General features: G+C 72.8%; 15 protein-coding genes. All 15 read left to right on the plus strand.

Annotated elements, in window-relative coordinates; all coding sequences use genetic code 11:
• Positions 1 to 144 precede the first annotated feature (144 nt).
• The 15 genes from pyrR (at position 145) to G447_RS0103980 (ending at position 17,143) form a co-directional block, all read left to right on the plus strand.
• Positions 145 to 705 (plus strand): bifunctional pyr operon transcriptional regulator/uracil phosphoribosyltransferase PyrR, encoded by a 561-nt coding sequence (gene pyrR, locus G447_RS0103910; protein ID WP_026430126.1) that lies wholly within the window; start codon positions 145 to 147, stop codon positions 703 to 705.
• On the plus strand, positions 705 to 1,697 hold the full coding sequence (locus G447_RS0103915) for an aspartate carbamoyltransferase catalytic subunit (protein WP_026430127.1): 993 nt from the start codon (positions 705 to 707) through the stop codon (positions 1,695 to 1,697). The genes pyrR and G447_RS0103915 overlap by 1 nt, the downstream gene beginning before the upstream one ends.
• Positions 1,690 to 3,009 carry a dihydroorotase gene (locus G447_RS0103920; RefSeq protein ID WP_005868363.1) on the plus strand — a complete coding sequence of 440 codons (1,320 nt, stop codon included), beginning with the start codon at positions 1,690 to 1,692 and terminating at the stop codon, positions 3,007 to 3,009. Before G447_RS0103915 ends, G447_RS0103920 begins: the two co-directional genes overlap by 8 nt.
• Positions 3,006 to 4,208 (plus strand): glutamine-hydrolyzing carbamoyl-phosphate synthase small subunit, encoded by a 1,203-nt coding sequence (carA, locus tag G447_RS0103925; protein WP_026430128.1) that lies wholly within the window; start codon positions 3,006 to 3,008, stop codon positions 4,206 to 4,208. The genes G447_RS0103920 and carA overlap by 4 nt, the downstream gene beginning before the upstream one ends.
• Positions 4,208 to 7,507, plus strand: a complete 3,300-nt coding sequence (carB, locus tag G447_RS0103930; RefSeq protein WP_026430129.1) for a carbamoyl-phosphate synthase large subunit — start codon at positions 4,208 to 4,210, stop codon at positions 7,505 to 7,507. Before carA ends, carB begins: the two co-directional genes overlap by 1 nt.
• Positions 7,504 to 8,373: an orotidine-5'-phosphate decarboxylase gene (gene pyrF / locus G447_RS0103935; RefSeq protein WP_005869093.1), complete on the plus strand. Its 870-nt coding sequence runs from the start codon at positions 7,504 to 7,506 to the stop codon at positions 8,371 to 8,373. Before carB ends, pyrF begins: the two co-directional genes overlap by 4 nt.
• 96 nt (positions 8,374 to 8,469) lie before the next feature.
• Complete coding sequence (mihF, locus tag G447_RS0103940; RefSeq protein ID WP_005869092.1) at positions 8,470 to 8,781, plus strand: integration host factor, actinobacterial type; 312 nt, start codon at positions 8,470 to 8,472, stop codon at positions 8,779 to 8,781.
• 27 nt (positions 8,782 to 8,808) lie between these two features.
• The gene (gmk, locus tag G447_RS0103945) at positions 8,809 to 9,369 is read left to right on the plus strand and encodes a guanylate kinase (RefSeq protein ID WP_026430130.1); all 561 of its coding nucleotides are present in this window, start codon (positions 8,809 to 8,811) and stop codon (positions 9,367 to 9,369) included.
• Positions 9,370 to 9,403: 34 nt separating this feature from the next.
• Positions 9,404 to 9,670: a DNA-directed RNA polymerase subunit omega gene (rpoZ, locus tag G447_RS0103950; protein ID WP_021613895.1), complete on the plus strand. Its 267-nt coding sequence runs from the start codon at positions 9,404 to 9,406 to the stop codon at positions 9,668 to 9,670.
• A 1-nt stretch (position 9,671) separates the two neighbouring features.
• On the plus strand, positions 9,672 to 10,898 hold the full coding sequence (gene coaBC / locus G447_RS0103955) for a bifunctional phosphopantothenoylcysteine decarboxylase/phosphopantothenate--cysteine ligase CoaBC (protein ID WP_026430131.1): 1,227 nt from the start codon (positions 9,672 to 9,674) through the stop codon (positions 10,896 to 10,898).
• Positions 10,895 to 12,082, plus strand: a complete 1,188-nt coding sequence (metK, locus tag G447_RS0103960; RefSeq protein ID WP_026430132.1) for a methionine adenosyltransferase — start codon at positions 10,895 to 10,897, stop codon at positions 12,080 to 12,082. The genes coaBC and metK overlap by 4 nt, the downstream gene beginning before the upstream one ends.
• Entirely contained in the window at positions 12,079 to 12,663 is a 585-nt protein-coding gene (locus G447_RS0103965; protein WP_026430133.1) for a vitamin K epoxide reductase family protein, read from the plus strand. Before metK ends, G447_RS0103965 begins: the two co-directional genes overlap by 4 nt.
• A gap of 36 nt (positions 12,664 to 12,699) precedes the next feature.
• Positions 12,700 to 14,694 (plus strand): primosomal protein N' family DNA-binding protein, encoded by a 1,995-nt coding sequence (locus G447_RS0103970; protein ID WP_026430134.1) that lies wholly within the window; start codon positions 12,700 to 12,702, stop codon positions 14,692 to 14,694.
• 32 nt (positions 14,695 to 14,726) lie between these two features.
• A complete protein-coding gene (locus tag G447_RS0103975) occupies positions 14,727 to 15,671 on the plus strand; it encodes a methionyl-tRNA formyltransferase (protein WP_026430135.1) in 945 nt (314 codons plus the stop codon).
• Entirely contained in the window at positions 15,668 to 17,143 is a 1,476-nt protein-coding gene (locus G447_RS0103980) for a transcription antitermination factor NusB (RefSeq protein ID WP_026430136.1), read from the plus strand. Before G447_RS0103975 ends, G447_RS0103980 begins: the two co-directional genes overlap by 4 nt.
• Positions 17,144 to 17,146 lie beyond the last annotated feature (3 nt).

Raw genomic sequence — 17,146 nt, forward strand, 5'->3', positions numbered from 1 at the left:
ACTGGAACGTCACCGAACAGCATACCGGTCCCTGCCCGCCCCGCCCCGGGTGGCGCGCCCTCAGGTGCCCGGCGGCCCGGGCGTGTATCGTTACGGGTAACGTTCCTTTAATGACCGTCCCGTGAGGCGGGGAAGGAGAACAGCGTGGGCTCGCCGCAGCCAGATCGCGCCACCAGGGGCAAACAGGTCCTGGGACCGGACGACATCGCCCGATCCCTGACGCGCATCGCATACGAGATCATCGAACGCAACGACGGGGCCGACGGGCTCGTCATCGCTGGAATACCGACCCGGGGGGCCACGCTGGCGCGCCGCCTCGTCGAGCGGATCGCACAGGTCGGAGGAGCGCGCACGCAGTACGCGTCCATCGACACGACGATGTTCCGCGACGATCTGCGCGCCCAGCCGCTGCGCCCTCCCCACCGGACTGAGGTCCCCGAATCCGGCATCGACGGACGGCCGGTCGTCCTCGTCGACGACGTCCTCTACACGGGCCGCACCATCAAAGCCGCCCTCGACGCGCTCGGCATGACGGGGCGGCCCTCGCGGGTGCAACTGGCGGTCCTGGTGGACCGCGGGCACCGCGAATTGCCGATCCGCCCCGACTACGTCGGCAAGAACCTGCCGACCTCGCGCTCCGAGACCGTCACGATCCTGCTGGACGAGACAGACGGCGCGGACGCGGTGCTGCTGGGGGTGCTCTGATGGGCCTCGACCACCTCATCTCCATCCGCGACCTGTCCCGCGACGAAGCGGTCCTGCTGCTCGACACCGCCGAGCGGATGGCCGCCACCCAGTCGCGCGCCGTGAAGAAACTGCCCACGCTGGCGGGCCGGACCGTCGTCAACCTCTTCTTCGAGGACTCCACCCGCACGCGCATCTCCTTCGAGACCGCGGCCAAGCGCCTGAGCGCCGACGTCATCAACTTCGCCGCCGGCGGCTCGTCCCTGTCGAAGGGGGAATCCCTCAAGGACACCGCTCTCACACTCCAGGCCATGGGGGCCGACGCCGTCGTCATCCGTCACTCCTCCTCGGGCGCCGCCCACCGCCTCGCCCACGCCGGGTGGATGGACCTGCCGGTGCTCAACGCCGGGGACGGCACGCACCAGCACCCCACCCAGGCCCTCCTCGACGCCATGACGCTGCGGCGCCACTACCGACCGGGCGGGCGGCGCGGCGGGGGAGGGGCCCCCGCTCCCGGATCCGGCCTCGACGGCGCCCATGTCGTCATCGTCGGCGATGTCCTCCACTCGCGGGTCGCCCGCTCAGGCGCCGACCTGCTCGCCCTGCTGGGCGCGCGCGTCACGCTGGTCGCGCCGCCCACCCTGCTGCCCGTCGGCGTGGAGGAATGGGGCTGCGCGGTGTCCTACGACTTCGACGCGGCACTGGCCGAACAGCCGGACGCCGTCATGATGCTGCGCGTCCAGCGCGAGCGCATGAGCGCCCGGGGAGGTGGCTTCTTCCCCTCCGTGGGCGCCTACCACGCCGAGTACGGTCTCACGCCCCTCCGCTTCCGCTCGCTGCGCCCCGACGCCGTCATCATGCACCCCGGGCCCATGAACCGCGGACTCGAGATCTGCGCCCAGGCCGCGGACTCGGACCAATCAGTCGTCGTCGAACAGGTCGCCAACGGGGTGTGCGTCCGGATGGCGGCCCTCTACCTGCTCCTCGCACCGGAAGGAAAACACCGTGACTAGCGCGCGACGGGACATACTCATCAGCGGCGCCGACGTGGTCGGCTCCGGCAGGGCCGACATCGCCGTCAAGGACGGCACGATCGTGGCCGTGGGGCCCGGCGCCGCCGACGCCCTCACAGACCCGCGCCGCATCGGCGCCGACGGCCTGATCGCCCTGCCCGGCCTGGTCGACATGCACACCCACCTGCGCCAGCCCGGCGGGGAGGACGCGGAGACCGTTCTCACGGGCACGCGCGCCGCAGCCGTCGGCGGCTACACCGCGGTCCACGCGATGGCGAACACCAGCCCCGTCGCCGACACCGCCTCCGTGGTCGACCAGGTCCTGCGCCTGGGCGAGGAGGCGGGCTGGGTCCAGGTGCGCCCCGTCGGGGCCGTCACCGAGGGGCTCGGCGGGGCCCGCCTGGCCGCCCTGAGCGCCATGGCCCGTTCGCGCGCCCAGGTGCGGGTCTTCTCCGACGACGGCAAATGCGTGTCGGACCCCGTGCTCATGCGCCGCGCCCTGGAGTACGTGAAGGGCTTCGGCGGCGTCATCGCCCAGCACAGCCAGGACCCCGCCCTCACCGACGGCTCCCAGATGAACGAGTCCCGGCTGTCGGGCGAGCTCGGGCTGGCCGGGTGGCCCGCTGTCGCCGAGGAGGCGGTCATCGCCCGCGACATCCTGCTGGCCAAGCACGTCGGCTCGCGCCTGCACGTGTGCCACCTGTCCACCGCCGGGTCCGTGGACCTGATCCGGTGGGGCAAGCGCATGGGCGTCGACGTCACCGCCGAGGCCACCCCCCACCACCTGCTGCTCACCGAGGACCTCGCCTCCACCTACAACCCCCTGTACAAGGTGAATCCGCCGCTGCGCAGCGCCGAGGACGTCGAGGCGGTGCGCGAGGGCCTGGCCGACGGCACCATCGACTGCGTGGGCACGGACCACGCCCCCCACCCCCTGGAGGCCAAGGACTGCGAGTGGCAGGCCGGGGCCTTCGGCATGACCGGCCTGGAGACGGCCCTGCCCATCCTCATCTCGACAATGGTGGAGACCGGCCGCATGACGTGGGCGGATCTCGCGCGCGTCATGAGCGCCGCCCCCGCCGCCATCGGCCGTGTCGAGGGGCAGGGCCAGCCCATCCGCGCCGGATCGCGGGCGAACATCACCCTGGTCGACCCCGCCGAGCGGCGCACGGTGGACCCCCAGCAGCAGTGGACCCGCTCGACGAACTGCCCGTACACGGGCATGGAGCTGCCCGGGCGCGTGCGCTACACGATCCTGGCGGGCGCCATCACCGTGGACGACGCCGCCCCCGTCGCGAAGGAGGACCGATGAGCGCTGACACGGCGCTGCTGGTCCTGGAGGACGGCACCGTCTACCGGGGCCGCGCCTGGGGCGCCCGGGGCCGCGCCCTGGGGGAGGCCGTGTTCTCCACGGGGATGACCGGCTACCAGGAGACCCTCACCGACCCCTCGTACCACCGCCAGATCGTCGTGATGACCGCGCCGCACATCGGCAACACGGGCGTCAACGACGAGGACCCCGAATCCGCGCGCATCTGGGTCGCGGGATTCGTGGTGCGCGACGCTGCCCGGCGCCCCTCGAACTGGAGGTCGAGGCGCGGGCTCGACGAGGAGCTGTCCTCCCAGGGCGTCGTCGCCATCGCCGACGTCGACACGCGCGCGGTCACCCGCCACATCCGCGAGCGCGGCGCCATGCGCGCCGGCGTCTTCTCCGGGGACGCGCTGCCCGCGGGCGCCGACCACCTGGTGCCCGAGGCGGTGGCCGCCCTGGTGCGCATCGTCGCCGAGTCGCCCGCCATGAGCGGTGCGGCCCTGGCGGGGGAGGTCTCCACGGGGGGCGCCTACGTGGTCGAGCCCCTCGGGGAGTTCGATGGGGCCGAACCCGTCGCGAGGGTCGTCGCGGTGGACCTCGGCATCAAGTCCCGCACGCCCCACCACTTGGCGGCCAGGGGCGCCCAGGTCGTCGTCGTGCCCTCCTCCTACTCCTTCGCCCAGATCGCGGACCTGCGCCCCGACGGGGTGTTCTTCTCCAACGGGCCCGGCGACCCCTCCACGGCGGAGCACGAGATCTCGGTGCTGCGCTCGGTGCTGGACGCCCGCATCCCGTACTTCGGGATCTGCTTCGGCCACCAGCTCTTCGGCCGCGCCCTGGGGTACGGCACCTACAAGCTCGACTACGGGCACAGGGGCATCAACCAGCCCGTGAGGGACGTGGAGACCGGGCGCGTGCAGATCACCGCCCACAACCACGGTTTCGCCGTGGACGCGCCCGTGGGGGACCCGTCGACCTCGCCCTACGACTCGGGGCGCTACGGGAGGGTCGCCGTGTCCCACGTGGGCCTCAACGACGGCGTGGTCGAGGGGCTGACCGCCCTGGACATCCCGGCCTTCTCCGTCCAGTACCACCCCGAGGCCGCGGCCGGCCCCCACGACGGCGAAGCCCTCTTCGACCGTTTCATCACTCTGATGGCCGCCCGCCGGGGCGCCGCTAGCGCGAAGGAGGGCCGCTGATGCCCCGCCGCACAGACCTGCGCTCGGTCCTCGTCATCGGGTCGGGCCCCATCGTCATCGGCCAGGCCTGCGAGTTCGACTACTCGGGGACCCAGGCGTGCCGGGTGCTCAAGGAGGAGGGGCTGCGCGTCGTCCTCGTCAACTCCAACCCGGCCACCATCATGACCGACCCGGGGATCGCGGACGCGACCTACGTAGAGCCGATCACACCCGAGGTCGTCGCTTCGATCATCGCCAAGGAGCGGCCCGACGCGCTGCTGCCCACGCTGGGGGGCCAGACCGCCCTCAACACCGCGGTCGCCCTGGCCGAGGAGGGGGTGCTGGAGCGCTACGGCGTCGAGCTCATCGGGGCCTCCATCGACGCGATCCGCGCAGGGGAGGACCGCGAGGCGTTCAAGGCCATCGTGGAGCGGTCGGGCGCCGAGGTGGCGCGCTCCTTCATCGCGCACACGATGGAGGAGTGCCACGCTGCGGCCGAGCAGCTGGGCTACCCGCTGGTCGTGCGCCCCTCCTTCACCATGGGCGGCCTGGGCTCTGGTTTCGCCCATACGCCCGAGGACCTGGAGAGGATCGCGGGCCAGGGGCTGGCGGCGTCGATCACCACCGAGGTGCTCCTGGAGGAGTCGATCCTGGGGTGGAAGGAGTACGAGCTGGAGCTCATGCGCGACAAGGCGGACAACGTCGTCGTCGTGTGCTCCATCGAGAACGTGGACCCCGTGGGCGTGCACACGGGCGACTCGATCACAGTCGCCCCCGCCCTGACCCTCACGGACCGGGAGCTGCAACGCCTGCGCGACATCGGCATCGCCGTCATCCGCGAGGTCGGGGTGGACACAGGGGGCTGCAACATCCAGTTCGCGGTGCACCCGGGCACCGGGCGCGTCATCGTCATCGAGATGAACCCGAGGGTGTCGCGCTCGTCGGCGCTGGCCTCGAAGGCCACCGGATTCCCGATCGCGAAGATCGCCGCCCGCCTGGCCACGGGCTACACCCTGGACGAGATCCCCAATGACATCACGGGCTCGACGCCCGCGTCCTTCGAACCGGCGCTGGACTACGTGGTCGTGAAGGTCCCGCGCTTCACCTTCGAGAAGTTCCCGGGGGCCGACCCCTCGCTCACCACCTCCATGAAGGCGGTGGGCGAGGCGATGGCCATCGGCAGGTGCTTCACCGAGGCCCTGAACAAGGCCCTGCGCTCGATCGACAAGCCCGGGGTGCAGTTCCACTGGGACGGGCCCGCCCCTTCGCCCGAGCAGACGCGCGTGCTCGTGGAGCGGGCGGGGAGGGCCACCGAGGAGCGCCTCGTGCAGGTCCAGCAGGCCATCCGCGGCGGTGCGGGCATTGACGAGCTCCACGCGTCCACGGGGATCGACCCGTGGTTCCTCGACCAGATGCTCCTGCTCGACGAAGTCGCCAGGGAGACCATCGGCGCGCCGGCCCTGACCGGCGACGTGCTGGCCCGGGCGAAACGGCACGGGTTCTCCGACCGGCAGATCGCCTCGATGCGGCGCCTGTCCGAGGACACGGTGCGGGAGGTGCGCGGGGCCTTCGGCATCCGCCCGGTGTACAAGACCGTGGACACCTGCGCCGCGGAGTTCGCCGCGCGCACCCCCTACCACTACTCGTCCTACGACCTGGAGACCGAGGTCGCCCCCCGTAGTCGCGAGGCCGTCATCATCCTCGGCGCCGGCCCCAACCGCATCGGCCAGGGCATCGAGTTCGACTACTCGTGCGTCCACGCCGCCATGGCGCTGCGCGGGGACTACGAGACCGTCATGGTCAACTGCAACCCTGAGACGGTGTCCACCGACTACGACATCTCCGACCGCCTCTACTTCGAGCCCCTCACCTTGGAGGACGTGCTGGAGGTCTACCGCGCCGAGTGCCAGGCCGGCCCCGTCAAGGGCTTGGTCGTGCAGCTGGGCGGGCAGACGCCGCTGTCCCTGGCGGCGGACCTGGAGCGGGCGGGCGTGCCGGTCCTGGGGACCACGCCCCACGCCATCGACCTCGCCGAGGACCGCGGGGAGTTCGAGAAGGTCCTGGAGGCGGCGGGCTGCCCCGCCCCCGCCCACGACGTCGCGCACTCGCCCTCCCAGGTGCTCCCGGTGGCGCGCTCCATCGGCTTCCCCGTGCTCGTGCGCCCCAGCTTCGTCCTGGGCGGGCGGGGCATGGCGATCATCAACGACGAGGAGGCACTGGGCGCGTACCTGGACCGGCCCGACATCGACGCGCTCTTCAGCCGCGGGCCCCTGCTCATCGACCGTTTCCTGGACGCCGCCATCGAGATCGACGTCGACGCCCTCTACGACGGCGAGGAGCTGTTCATGGGGGCGATCATGGAGCACATCGAGGAGGCGGGCGTCCACTCCGGGGACTCCTCCTGCGTGCTGCCGCCCATGACGCTGTCGGCGCGAGAACTCGAGCGCATCACCGCGTCGACGGAGGCCATCGCCAGGGGAGTGGGGGTGCGCGGGCTCATCAACATCCAGTTCGCGATGCTCTCCGACACCCTGTACGTCATCGAGGCGAACCCCCGCGCCTCGCGGACCGTGCCCTTCGCGTCGAAGGCGACGGGCGTGCAACTGGCCAAGGCCGCCGCCCTCATCCAGGTGGGCCGCTCGATCGCCTCCCTGCGGGCACAGGGGCTCCTGCCCGGGCGCGACGCCCGGACGATCCCCGGCGACGGTTCCATCGCGGTCAAGGCAGCCGTGCTGCCGTTCAAGCGCTTCCGCACTGCGGCGGGGGAGGTCGTAGACACGGTGCTCGGCCCGGAGATGCGCTCGACCGGCGAGGTCATGGGCATCGACTGCGACTTCCCGACGGCCTTCGCCAAATCCCAGTTGGGCGCGTTCACGGAACTGCCCACGCGGGGCACGGTGTTCATCTCCATCGCGGACACCGACAAGCGGGCGATCGTCCTGCCGGCCGCGCGCATGGCGGAACTGGGCTTCACGGTCCTGGCCACGTCGGGCACGGCCTCGGTGCTGCGCCGCAACGGCATCGCGGCGCAAGTGGTGCGCAAGTCCTCCGAGGGGCGCGGCGAGAAGGGCGAGCCGACCGTCGTGGACCTCATCAACGAGGGCCGCATCGACCTGGTCGTCAACACCCCGCAGCGCTCGGCGAACCGCCACGACGGCTACCGGATCCGCGCGGCCGCGGCCGCCCACGACCGGCCCGCGGTGACGACGCTGCAGGCGTTCAACGCCGTCGTCCAGGCGATCGAGGTGCGCGCGCGGGGCGCCTACTCCGTCCGCTCCCTGCAGGAGTGGGACTCCCACCGGTCGAAGGAGGCCCGATGAACCCCCTCAACGCCAAAGAGCCCGCCCGCATGGGTTTCGGCGACAGGCTCTACGAGGCGATGGGCGCCCACGGGCCCGTCTGCGTCGGCATCGACCCCCATGCGGGGCTGCTGGCCCGGTGGGGCCTGGACGACGACGCGCGCGGACTGCGCGAGTTCTCCCTCAGGGTCGTCGAGGCGCTCGGCGGCCGGGTCGCGGCGCTCAAACCGCAGTCCGCCTTCTTCGAGCGCCACGGCTCCCAGGGGGTCGCGGTCCTGGAGGAGGTCGTGGCCGCCTGCCGGGAGCTTGGGACCCTGTGCGTCGTGGACGCCAAACGCGGGGACATCGGCTCAACCATGGAGGGGTACGCCGACGCCTACCTCTCGGACGCCTCGCCCCTGGCGGGCGACGCGGTGACGCTCTCCCCGTACCTGGGCGCCGGGTCCTTGGCGCCCGCGCTGCGCCTGGCCGAGCGCACCGGCCGGGGCGTGTTCGTCCTCGCCCTCACCTCGAATCCGGAGGGCGCCGGCGTGCAGCACTGCCGCTCGCGCGAGGGCGTGCCCGTCGCCGCGCGGATCGTGTCCCAGCTGGCGGACTTCAACGCCTCCTGTGACAAACTTCATCTGGGTCCTGCGGGGGTTGTCGTGGGCGCCACGGTGGGCTCGGCGGTGGCCGATCTGGGGATCGATCTGGCGGCATTGCGCGGTCCCGTCCTGGCACCGGGCATCGGCGCCCAGGGCGCCGGACCGGCGCAGGTCAGGGAGGTTTTCCGCGGCGCGCGTTCCGCCGTGCTCGCGTCCTCATCGCGTGCGATACTCGAATCGGGCCCCGATTTGCGGGGGCTCCGCTCGGCGTACAAACGGGCCGTAACCGAGCTCGCCGGATAGGCTGGCACGGGGCGGTGTGCGCAGAAAACAGGAGAAATATTATCCGGTTGGTGACATAGTTTATTCACGAAGACCCCGATGGAGGAAGTGATCAGAATGGCACTACCTGATCTCACACCCGAACAGAGGGCTCAGGCCCTCGAGAAGGCCACTCAGGCGCGTCGGCGGCGCGCCGAGGTGAAGAACGCGTTGAAGGCCCGCTCGATGAACCTCTCCGAGGTTCTCGAACTGGCGGAAAGGGACGACGCGGTCGCGAAGATGAAAGTCGTGACCCTGCTCGAGTCCCTGCCCCGCGTCGGGACGAACACCGCGGCGGTCCTGATGGACCAGTACAAGATCGCAGCGAGCCGCCGCGTGCGCGGACTCGGCCCCATCCAGCGCAAGCAACTGGTCGAGCGTTTCGGATGAAGCGGTCCGGCGTGGCACGATGAGTGCATGACCGAAGCACCCGCACTCACCGTGCTCGCCGGCCCCACCGCCGTTGGGAAGGGGACGGTCGTCGCAGCGCTCAAGGAGCGCTACCCGGACCTGAGGGTCTCCGTGTCGGCGACGACCCGCCCGTCCCGGCCCGGCGAGATCGACGGCGCCCACTACTACTTCGTCTCCGATGAGGAGTTCGACTCGATGGTCGAATCGGGGGACATGTTGGAGTGGGCGCTCGTTCATGGGCGGAACAAGTACGGCACCCCCCGCGGCCCTGTCGACCGTGCCATCGCCCAGGGGCACCCGGTGCTCCTCGAGATAGACCTGGCCGGCGCCAGGCAGGTCCGGCGCACACGGCCCGACGCCCGTTTCGTCTTCCTGGCGCCCCCCTCCTGGGAGGAATTGGAGCGGCGCCTCGTCTCACGCGGCACGGAGGACGGGGCCGAGCAGCGGCGCCGCCTGGAAACGGCCCGCGTGGAGATGCGGGCCCGCGGCGAGTTCGACCACGTCGTCGTCAACGACTCCGTGGAACGCGCCGTATCAGAACTCGCCGCCCTGATGGGCCTGGAGTAAACTGCCCTCACGCCGTTGAACAGAGGAGACACGTATGTCAGGAATCGTCGCCCAGCCCGTTGGCATCACCTCGCCGCCCATCGACGACCTGCTCGAGCACGTCGATTCGAAGTACGCCCTGGTGATCTTCGCGGCAAGGCGCGCCCGGCAGATCAACTCGTACAACCTGCAGCTCGCGCAGAACATGATCCAGTTCGTCGGCCCCGTCGTCGAGACCTCCCCCGACGAGAAGCCCCTGGCGATCGCCCTGCGCGAGATCGACGAGGGGATGCTCACCCTCGAGGCGTCCCCCGGGGTCTGACATGGCGACGGTCGTCGTCGGCGTCACCGGGGGCGTCGCCGCCTTCAAGGCCGTGAGCGTGGTCCGCGAGCTCATGCGAGCGGGCCACGATGTGCGCGTGGCCGCCACCGCGGCCTCCCTGAACTTCGTCGGCCCCTCCACGTGGGCGGGCCTGACGGGGGCCCCCGCCGTCGTCGATGTCTTCGGCGCCGGCGCCGAGCACGTCGAACTGGCGCGGGTGGCCGACCTGGTCCTCGTCGTCCCGGCCACTGCGGACGCCCTCGCGCGGATCCGCGCGGGCATGGCGGACGACATGGTGGCGCTCACGGTGCTCGCCTCCACCGCACCCGTCGTCATCGCCCCCGCCATGCACTCCGCCATGTGGACCAACCCCGCGACCGCCTCGAATGTCGCGGAACTACGGCGCAGGGGGTACACGGTCATCGACCCGGAGGAGGGGGCGCTCGGCTCGGGCGACACCGGGGTGGGGCGGCTGCCCGAACCCGCGGCCATCGTCTCGCGCGCCCTCGCGGTCCTGGCGGGGACGGGGTGGTGCGGCGGACCGCTGGCGGGAGCGCGGGTGCTGGTCACCGCCGGCGGCACCCACGAGCCCATCGACCCGGTGCGCTACCTCGGCAACTCCTCCAGCGGGCGCCAGGGCGTCGCCATCGCCCGCGCGGCGGCGGCCTCGGGCGCGCGCGTCACCCTGGTGGCCGCCAATATCGACGACTCCCTGGTGCGCGGCGCCGGAGCGGGGACCGAGGTCGTCCCCGTCTCCACCGCCGCGCAGATGCGCGACGCCGTCACCGCCCGGCTCGAGGGCGCCGACGCCCTCGTCATGGCGGCGGCCGTCGCCGACTTCAGGCCCAAGCGCGCCCTCGCCTCGAAGATCAAGAAGGACCCCGACGGGGACGGCGCGCCCGTCATCGAGCTCGTGCGCAACCCCGACATCCTCGCCGAGGCCGCCCGCAGTCCCCATCGGCCGCGCGTCGTCGTCGGTTTCGCCGCCGAGACGGGCACCGACGAGGAAGTGGCCGCCTTCGGGCGCGCCAAGGCACGCCGCAAGGGCGCCGACCTGATGGCCGTGAACCGAGTGGGGGAGGGCGAGGGCTTCGGCGACGTGCCCAACCGCATTGACGTCCTCGACGCCGCAGGACGCGGCGTGGGCACTGCTTCGGGGACCAAAGACGACGTCGCCGAGTACCTGGTCGGACTCATCGCGAGCCGCCTTGCTACGCTGAGTGCGTGAGTCGACAGCTTTTCACTTCAGAGTCAGTAACCGAGGGGCACCCCGACAAGGTGTGCGACCGGATCTCCGACGCGATCCTGGACGCACTGCTGGACAAGGACCCCCGCGCGCGCGTCGCCGTTGAGACAATGGCCGCCACCGGCCTCATCCACATCGCCGGCGAGGTGACCACTGACGCCTACGTGGAGATCCCCGAGATCGTGCGCCGCGAGATCCTCCAGATCGGCTACGACTCGTCCAGGGTCGGCTTCGACGGCGCCTCGTGCGGCATCTCCATCTCCCTGGACGGGCAGAGCCCCGACATCGCCGGCGGCGTCGACGAGGCCCTCGAAGTGCGCGGCGGAGCGGCGGGCGACCCGAGGGACCGGCAGGGCGCGGGCGACCAGGGCATCATGTTCGGCTACGCGTGCACCGACACCGCCGACCTCATGCCCGCCCCCATCTGGCTGGCCCACCGGCTCGCCGAGCGCCTCGCCCACGTGCGCAAGAACGGGACGGTGCCCGGACTGCGCCCCGACGGGAAGACGCAGGTCACCCTCGCCTACGAGGGGGACACGCCCGTGGGCATCGACACGGTGGTCGTCTCCGCCCAGCACGACGAGGACCTGTCCCAGGCCGACCTGCGCGACGCCATCGGGGAGCACGTGGTGGCCCCCGTCCTGGCGGCCTCCGGCCTCGGCCTGGACACCGGCTCCATGGAGCTGCTGGTCAACCCGTCGGGCCGTTTCGTCCTGGGGGGGCCGGCCGGCGACGCGGGCCTGACCGGCCGCAAGATCATCGTCGACACCTACGGCGGCATGGCGCGCCACGGGGGCGGCGCCTTCTCCGGGAAGGACCCGTCGAAGGTCGACCGCTCGGCCGCCTACGCGGCGCGGTGGATCGCCAAGAACGTCGTCGCCGCCTCCCTGGCGCGCCGCTGCGAGATCCAGCTGGCCTACGCCATCGGACGGGCGAACCCGGTCGGCCTCTACGTCGACTCCTTCGGCACCGGCGCCGTCCCCGACGGCGCGATCGCCGACGCGATCCGGGAGCTCTTCGACCTGCGGCCCCTTGGCATGATCGAGGACCTCGACCTGCTGCGCCCCATCTACCGCCAGACCGCGGCCTACGGGCACTTCGGGCGCGACGGCTTCCCGTGGGAGCGCACCGACCGCGCCGACGACCTCAGGGCGGCGCTCGGATGAGCGCCACGGCGTGGACGCGCCGCACCTGCGCCGAGATGGCGGTCAGCGGCGCAGTCGGCCTGGTCGCCTCCTTCGTGCTGTCCATCGAGGCGTGGCAGCTGGCGATGGACTCGACGACCCGTTTCGGCTGCGACGTGTCCTCGGTGCTGTCGTGCTCGACGGTCGCCCAGACGTGGCAGGCCCGCATCCTCGGGTTCCCCAACGCGTTCCTGGGCATCCTCTTCGAGACGGCGGTCCTGGCCGTCTCCGTCGCCCTTTTCGCGGGGGTGCGCTTCCCGCGCTGGTACATGGTGTGCGTGAACATCATGTACACGGTCGCCCTGGCCTTCGCCTACTGGCTGTTCCTCCAGTCCTACTTCGTCATCCACGTGCTGTGCCCGTGGTGCCTGCTCATCACGATCACGACGACCCTGGTGTTCGGGGGGATCACGCGGATTAACGTCCGCGAGGGCGTGCTGGGCCTGCCCCAGTCGGCGCGCCACTTCGTGGAGAAGGGGTTCGACTGGTCGATCTGGGGGCTCTTGGTCTTCATCATCTGCGCCATGGTCGCCGCGCGTTACGGGGCGGGCCTGATCGGCTGATCCGCAGACGCGGGCGGGCCGTGGTGGAATTGACCCATGACAGGCACCCAGGCGGCGTTCGAAGGATTCGAGGAGGCCCCCGCCCGCACCGGCGAGATCGCGGGGGTCCTGGTCGACGTCGATCTGGCGCACCTGGACCGCCCGCTGGACTACGCGGTGCCCGAGGAGCTGAGCGGCGAGGCCCAGGTCGGGCGCCTCGTGCGCGTCACCCTGGCGGGCACCCGGTCCAACGGGTGGATCGTGTCGCGACGGCGGGGCCCCATCGGCGCCCGCATGGCGGCCCTGGAGCGCGTCGTCTCGGACTTGCCCGTCACGACGCCCGCCCAACTGGAACTCGCCTCGCGCATCGCCCTGCGCTTCCTGGCCACCTCCTCCCAGGTCCTGTCAGTGGCCGTCCCGGCCCGGCACGCGCGCGCCGAGCGCGGCGTCATCGCCGACTTGTCCGCCCCCCGCCCCCCCGCGCCGACCGCCGCCGGGGAGGGCTCGGACAGCGACCAGGTGTGGTCGGGGTACCCGGCGGGCGCGGCGCTGGCCGCGCACCTGGCCCGGGGGGAGGCGCCCAAGGCGGTGTGGACCGCGCTCCCCGGGCGCCACGGGGCCCAGATCGCGGACCTCGTGCGCGCCACGAGGAAGGGCGGGCGCTCAGCACTGGTCGTGGCGCCCACGGCCGAGGAGGCCCAGTGGCTCGCCGGCGCCATCAAGGCGGCCACGGGCGAGCGCGCCGCCCTCATGGGCGCCTCCGTGGGGCCCGAGGAGCGCTACGGAGCGCACCTGCGCTGCCTCAACGGCTTGGACCGCATCGTCGTGGGAACGCGGTCGGCGGTGTGGGCCCCCGTGCGCGACCTCGGCCTCGTCGTCGTCTGGGGGGACGGGGACGACCGGTTGCGCGAGCAACGGGCGCCCCGCTGCGACGCCCTCGACGTGGCCGTGCAGCGCTGCGTCGTCGACGGCTGCGCCCTGGTGGTCGGCTCCTTCTCCCGCTCGGTGAAGGCGCACGCCCTGGTGCGCAGCGGCTGGGCGGTGGGCGTCGAGGCCGTGCGCGACGCCGTGCGCGCGGCCACCCCCAGGGTCCGCCTCTACGGCAGCCGCGAGGCCGAGCGGACGGGGGAAGGCCGCGTCGTCCGATTCCCCTCCCAGGCGCTGCGCCTGGTGCGCCGGGCCTCCCAGGGCGGCGCGGTGCTCATCCAGGTCGCCTCGGCCGGGTACGTGCCGGTCGTGTCCTGCCACAGGTGCCGCACGGTGGCCCGGTGCCCGTCGTGCCACGGCCCTCTGGGCCTGGGAGCGGAGGGGGCGATGCGCTGCGGGTGGTGCGGGCGCGCCCCCAGCGGGTGGAGGTGCCCGCACTGCTCCGGGACGAGGCTGCGGGCCCTGCGCGTCGGGGCCGACCGGACGGCCGAGGAGGTGGCGCGCGCGCTGCCCGACGCCTCAGTGCTCGAGTCCTCGGCCGCGCACCGAATCACACGCCGCCTGCCCGCGCGCCCCGGCGTCGTCGTCGCGACCGCCGCCGCCGAGCCCGCGGTCGAGGGGGGCTACGCGGCGGGCGTCGTCCTGGACGCCCAGGCCGTGGCCGGGCGCCCGGAGCTGTGGGCGCCCGAGGAAGCGGTGCGCAGGTGGTTCAACGCCTTCGCGCTGGTGCGCCCCGGCGGCGACGCCCTGGTGGTCGGGGACCTGCCCGACGACATGGGCCAGGCCCTGGTGCGGTGGGCGCCCTCGGACTACGCCGACCGGCTCCTCGACGAGCGCGAGGCCCTGGGGTTCTTCCCGGCGACGACACTGGTCGCCCTGGACGGCGACCGCGCCCAAGTGGCCCAGGTGGCCGACCAGTGCGCGCGCGAGGCGGGCGCCGAAGTGGTGGGCACCGTCCCCGCCCCGGGCCGCTCCAAGGACTCCATGGACGTGCGCGCCATCGTCCGCGTCCCGCGCGACCGGGGCCTGCGGCTGCTCGAAGTCCTCACGGGCGTGCGCCAGGCGCGCGCGTCGAAGAAGTCGCCGCCCGTCACGATGAGCGTCAACCCGCCCGAGTTGTTCTAAGGGGCGGCCCGCCATTCCCGTAGAATGACCGGGTGCGCATCATCTTCGCAGGGACCCCCGAGGCGGCGGTTCCCACACTCACCGCCCTCATCGCCTCCCCTCACGACGTCGCCCTGGTGGTGACGCGGCCCCCGGCGCGCTCGGGGCGCGGACGCGCCATACGCCCCTCGGCCGTCGCCCGGTGCGCGCGCGAGGCCGGCCTGGCCGTCCTGGAGACGGCATCCCTGAAAGGGGAGGAGGCGGCGGGGGCCATCGAGGCGGTGGGTGCCGACCTGGGCGTCGTCGTCGCCTACGGGGGCCTCGTGCCGCCGGCCGTCCTGGCGATGCCCGCCCACGGCTGGGTGAACCTGCACTTCTCCGACCTGCCCCGGTGGAGGGGCGCGGCCCCCGTCCAATGGGCGGTCCTGTCCGGCGACCCGACGACCGCCTCGTGCGTCTTCGCGCTGGAGGAGGGACTCGACACGGGGCCCGTGTACTCGCGCGAGCCCTTCACCATCGGCCACGAGACCAGTGGCGAGCTGCTCGACCGCATGGCCGCCGCCGGCGGGGCGCAAGTGCTCGCCTGCGTGGACTCCCTGGCGGCGGGCACGGCCAGGGCCACCGCTCAGAGCGACGGGGGCGCCACCCGCGCCCGACGCCTCACGGCGGCCGACGGCTACGTGTCCTTCGACGAGGACGCGCAGGCCACGGACCGTCGCGTGCGCGCCGTCACCCCCAACCCCGGCGCGTGGACGCTGGGCCCCGGGGGCGGGCGGATCAAGCTCGGTCCCCTCACTCCCGCGCCGGACCGGGGGCTCGGAGCAGGCCAGGTCGAGGCCGGCAAGCGCGACGTGCACGTGGGCTGCGCCCAGGGGTGCGTGCGCCTGGGCAGTGTCGCCCCCGCGGGCAAGGGCTGGATGGACGCCGCCGCGTGGGCGCGGGGCGCCCGCCTGGCCCCCGGGGCCCGCATGGGCGGGACGGAGGGGGCGCCGCAATGAGCCAGAGGCGCTACGCCGACGGGTACCGCAAGCTGCGCAGGGCGGACGCGCCGAGGCGCGTCGCCTTCGAAGTCCTCTCCGAAGTCACCTCCTCCGGCGCTTTCGCGAACATCGTCCTCCCCAAGGCCCTGCGCCGGATCCGCCGCGAGGAGCCCTTCGACGACCGGGACGCGGCCTTCACCTCCGAGCTGGTCCACGGCACCCTGCGGGCCCGGGGGCGCCTCGACTGGGTCCTCGCCCGGCACGTGAGCCGCCCGCTGGGGGATCTGGACCCCGAGGTGCTCGACCTGTTGCGGTTGGGGGCCCACCAGCTGCTCGACATGCGCGTTCCGGACCACGCCGCCGTCTCCGCCACCGTCGATGTCGCGCGGGAGCACCTGACCGACGGCCGCGTGCGCATGGTCAACGCGGTGCTCAGGGCCGTCGCCCGCGAGGAAGTGGGCCGCATGGACGAGGAGATCGCACGGATCGAGGACGGGGACGCGCGCCTGGCGGTCGCCCACTCGCACCCCGAATGGATGGTGCGGGCCTTGCGCGCCGCCCTGGCCGCACACGGCTACGACGAGGCGGAGCTGGAGGACGTGCTCGCAGCCGACAACGAGGCGCCCATCGTCTCACTGGCCGCCCGTCCCGGCCTGATCGGCGTCGAGGAGCTGTGCGAGGAGGCCGAGGACGTTCTGTCGGCGCGGGTCGCCACGGGGCTGGTGAGCAGGTGCGCGGTCCTGCTCGCCTCCGGCGACCCCGCGCGCCTGCCGTCGATCCGGCAGGGGCTGGCGGGCGTGCAGGACGAGGGCTCCCAGTTGGCCGCCCAGATCTGCGCCGAGGCGCCCCTCATCGGCCGGGGGGACTCCTCGTGGCTGGACCTGTGCGCGGGCCCGGGGGGCAAAGCGGCCCTCCTGGGCGCCCTGGCAGCCGGGCGCGGCGCCCACGTGGTCGCCAACGAGATCCACCCCCACCGCGCCCGCCTCGTGGAGAGGACCACACGGGCACTGGGGACGGTCGAAGTCGTGTCGGGCGACGGCAGGACGTTCGGGGGACAGGGGACGCAGTGGCCGCTGGGCTCCTTCGACCGCGTCCTGGTGGACGCGCCCTGCACGGGCATGGGCTCCATGCGCAGGCGCCCCGAGTCGCGGTGGCGGCGAGCCCCGGGGGATGTCGACGGGCTCGTGGAGTTGCAGGAGCGGCTGGTCGACCGGGCGCGCGCCCTCACGCGCCGAGGCGGTGTGATGACCTACGTGACGTGCTCCCCGCACCGCGGGGAGACCCGCGACCAGGTGGAGCGGCTGCTCGGCGCGGGCGGCTGGGAGCTCCTCGACGCCGTCGCGCTGGCAGACTCGCTCGCCGTCGAGCCGCTCGCGGTCCCCGACTGTGCGGGGCGCGTGGACGGGGGAGGGGCGGGCCGGACCTTGCAGTTGTGGGGGCACCGGCACGGCACGGACTCAATGTTTGTGGCCGTGCTCCGCCGCCTGTAGCAT

It is taken from the genome of Schaalia georgiae DSM 6843 (assembly GCF_000429245.1).
Classification (GTDB): Bacteria; Actinomycetota; Actinomycetes; order Actinomycetales; family Actinomycetaceae; genus Pauljensenia; species Pauljensenia georgiae.

Bases quoted from the DNA above. Each gene is read 5' to 3' on its own strand.
- G447_RS0103915 (WP_026430127.1), top strand. From the start codon at position 705: ATGGGCCTCGACCACCTCATCTCCATCCGCGACCTGTCCCGCGACGAA.
- carA (WP_026430128.1), top strand. From the start codon at position 3,006: ATGAGCGCTGACACGGCGCTGCTGGTCCTGGAGGACGGCACCGTCTAC.
- carB (WP_026430129.1), top strand. From the start codon at position 4,208: ATGCCCCGCCGCACAGACCTGCGCTCGGTCCTCGTCATCGGGTCGGGC.
- pyrF (WP_005869093.1), top strand. From the start codon at position 7,504: ATGAACCCCCTCAACGCCAAAGAGCCCGCCCGCATGGGTTTCGGCGAC.
- mihF (WP_005869092.1), top strand. From the start codon at position 8,470: ATGGCACTACCTGATCTCACACCCGAACAGAGGGCTCAGGCCCTCGAG.
- gmk (WP_026430130.1), top strand. From the start codon at position 8,809: ATGACCGAAGCACCCGCACTCACCGTGCTCGCCGGCCCCACCGCCGTT.
- rpoZ (WP_021613895.1), top strand. From the start codon at position 9,404: ATGTCAGGAATCGTCGCCCAGCCCGTTGGCATCACCTCGCCGCCCATC.
- coaBC (WP_026430131.1), top strand. From the start codon at position 9,672: ATGGCGACGGTCGTCGTCGGCGTCACCGGGGGCGTCGCCGCCTTCAAG.
- G447_RS0103965 (WP_026430133.1), top strand. From the start codon at position 12,079: ATGAGCGCCACGGCGTGGACGCGCCGCACCTGCGCCGAGATGGCGGTC.
- G447_RS0103970 (WP_026430134.1), top strand. From the start codon at position 12,700: ATGACAGGCACCCAGGCGGCGTTCGAAGGATTCGAGGAGGCCCCCGCC.
- G447_RS0103980 (WP_026430136.1), top strand. From the start codon at position 15,668: ATGAGCCAGAGGCGCTACGCCGACGGGTACCGCAAGCTGCGCAGGGCG.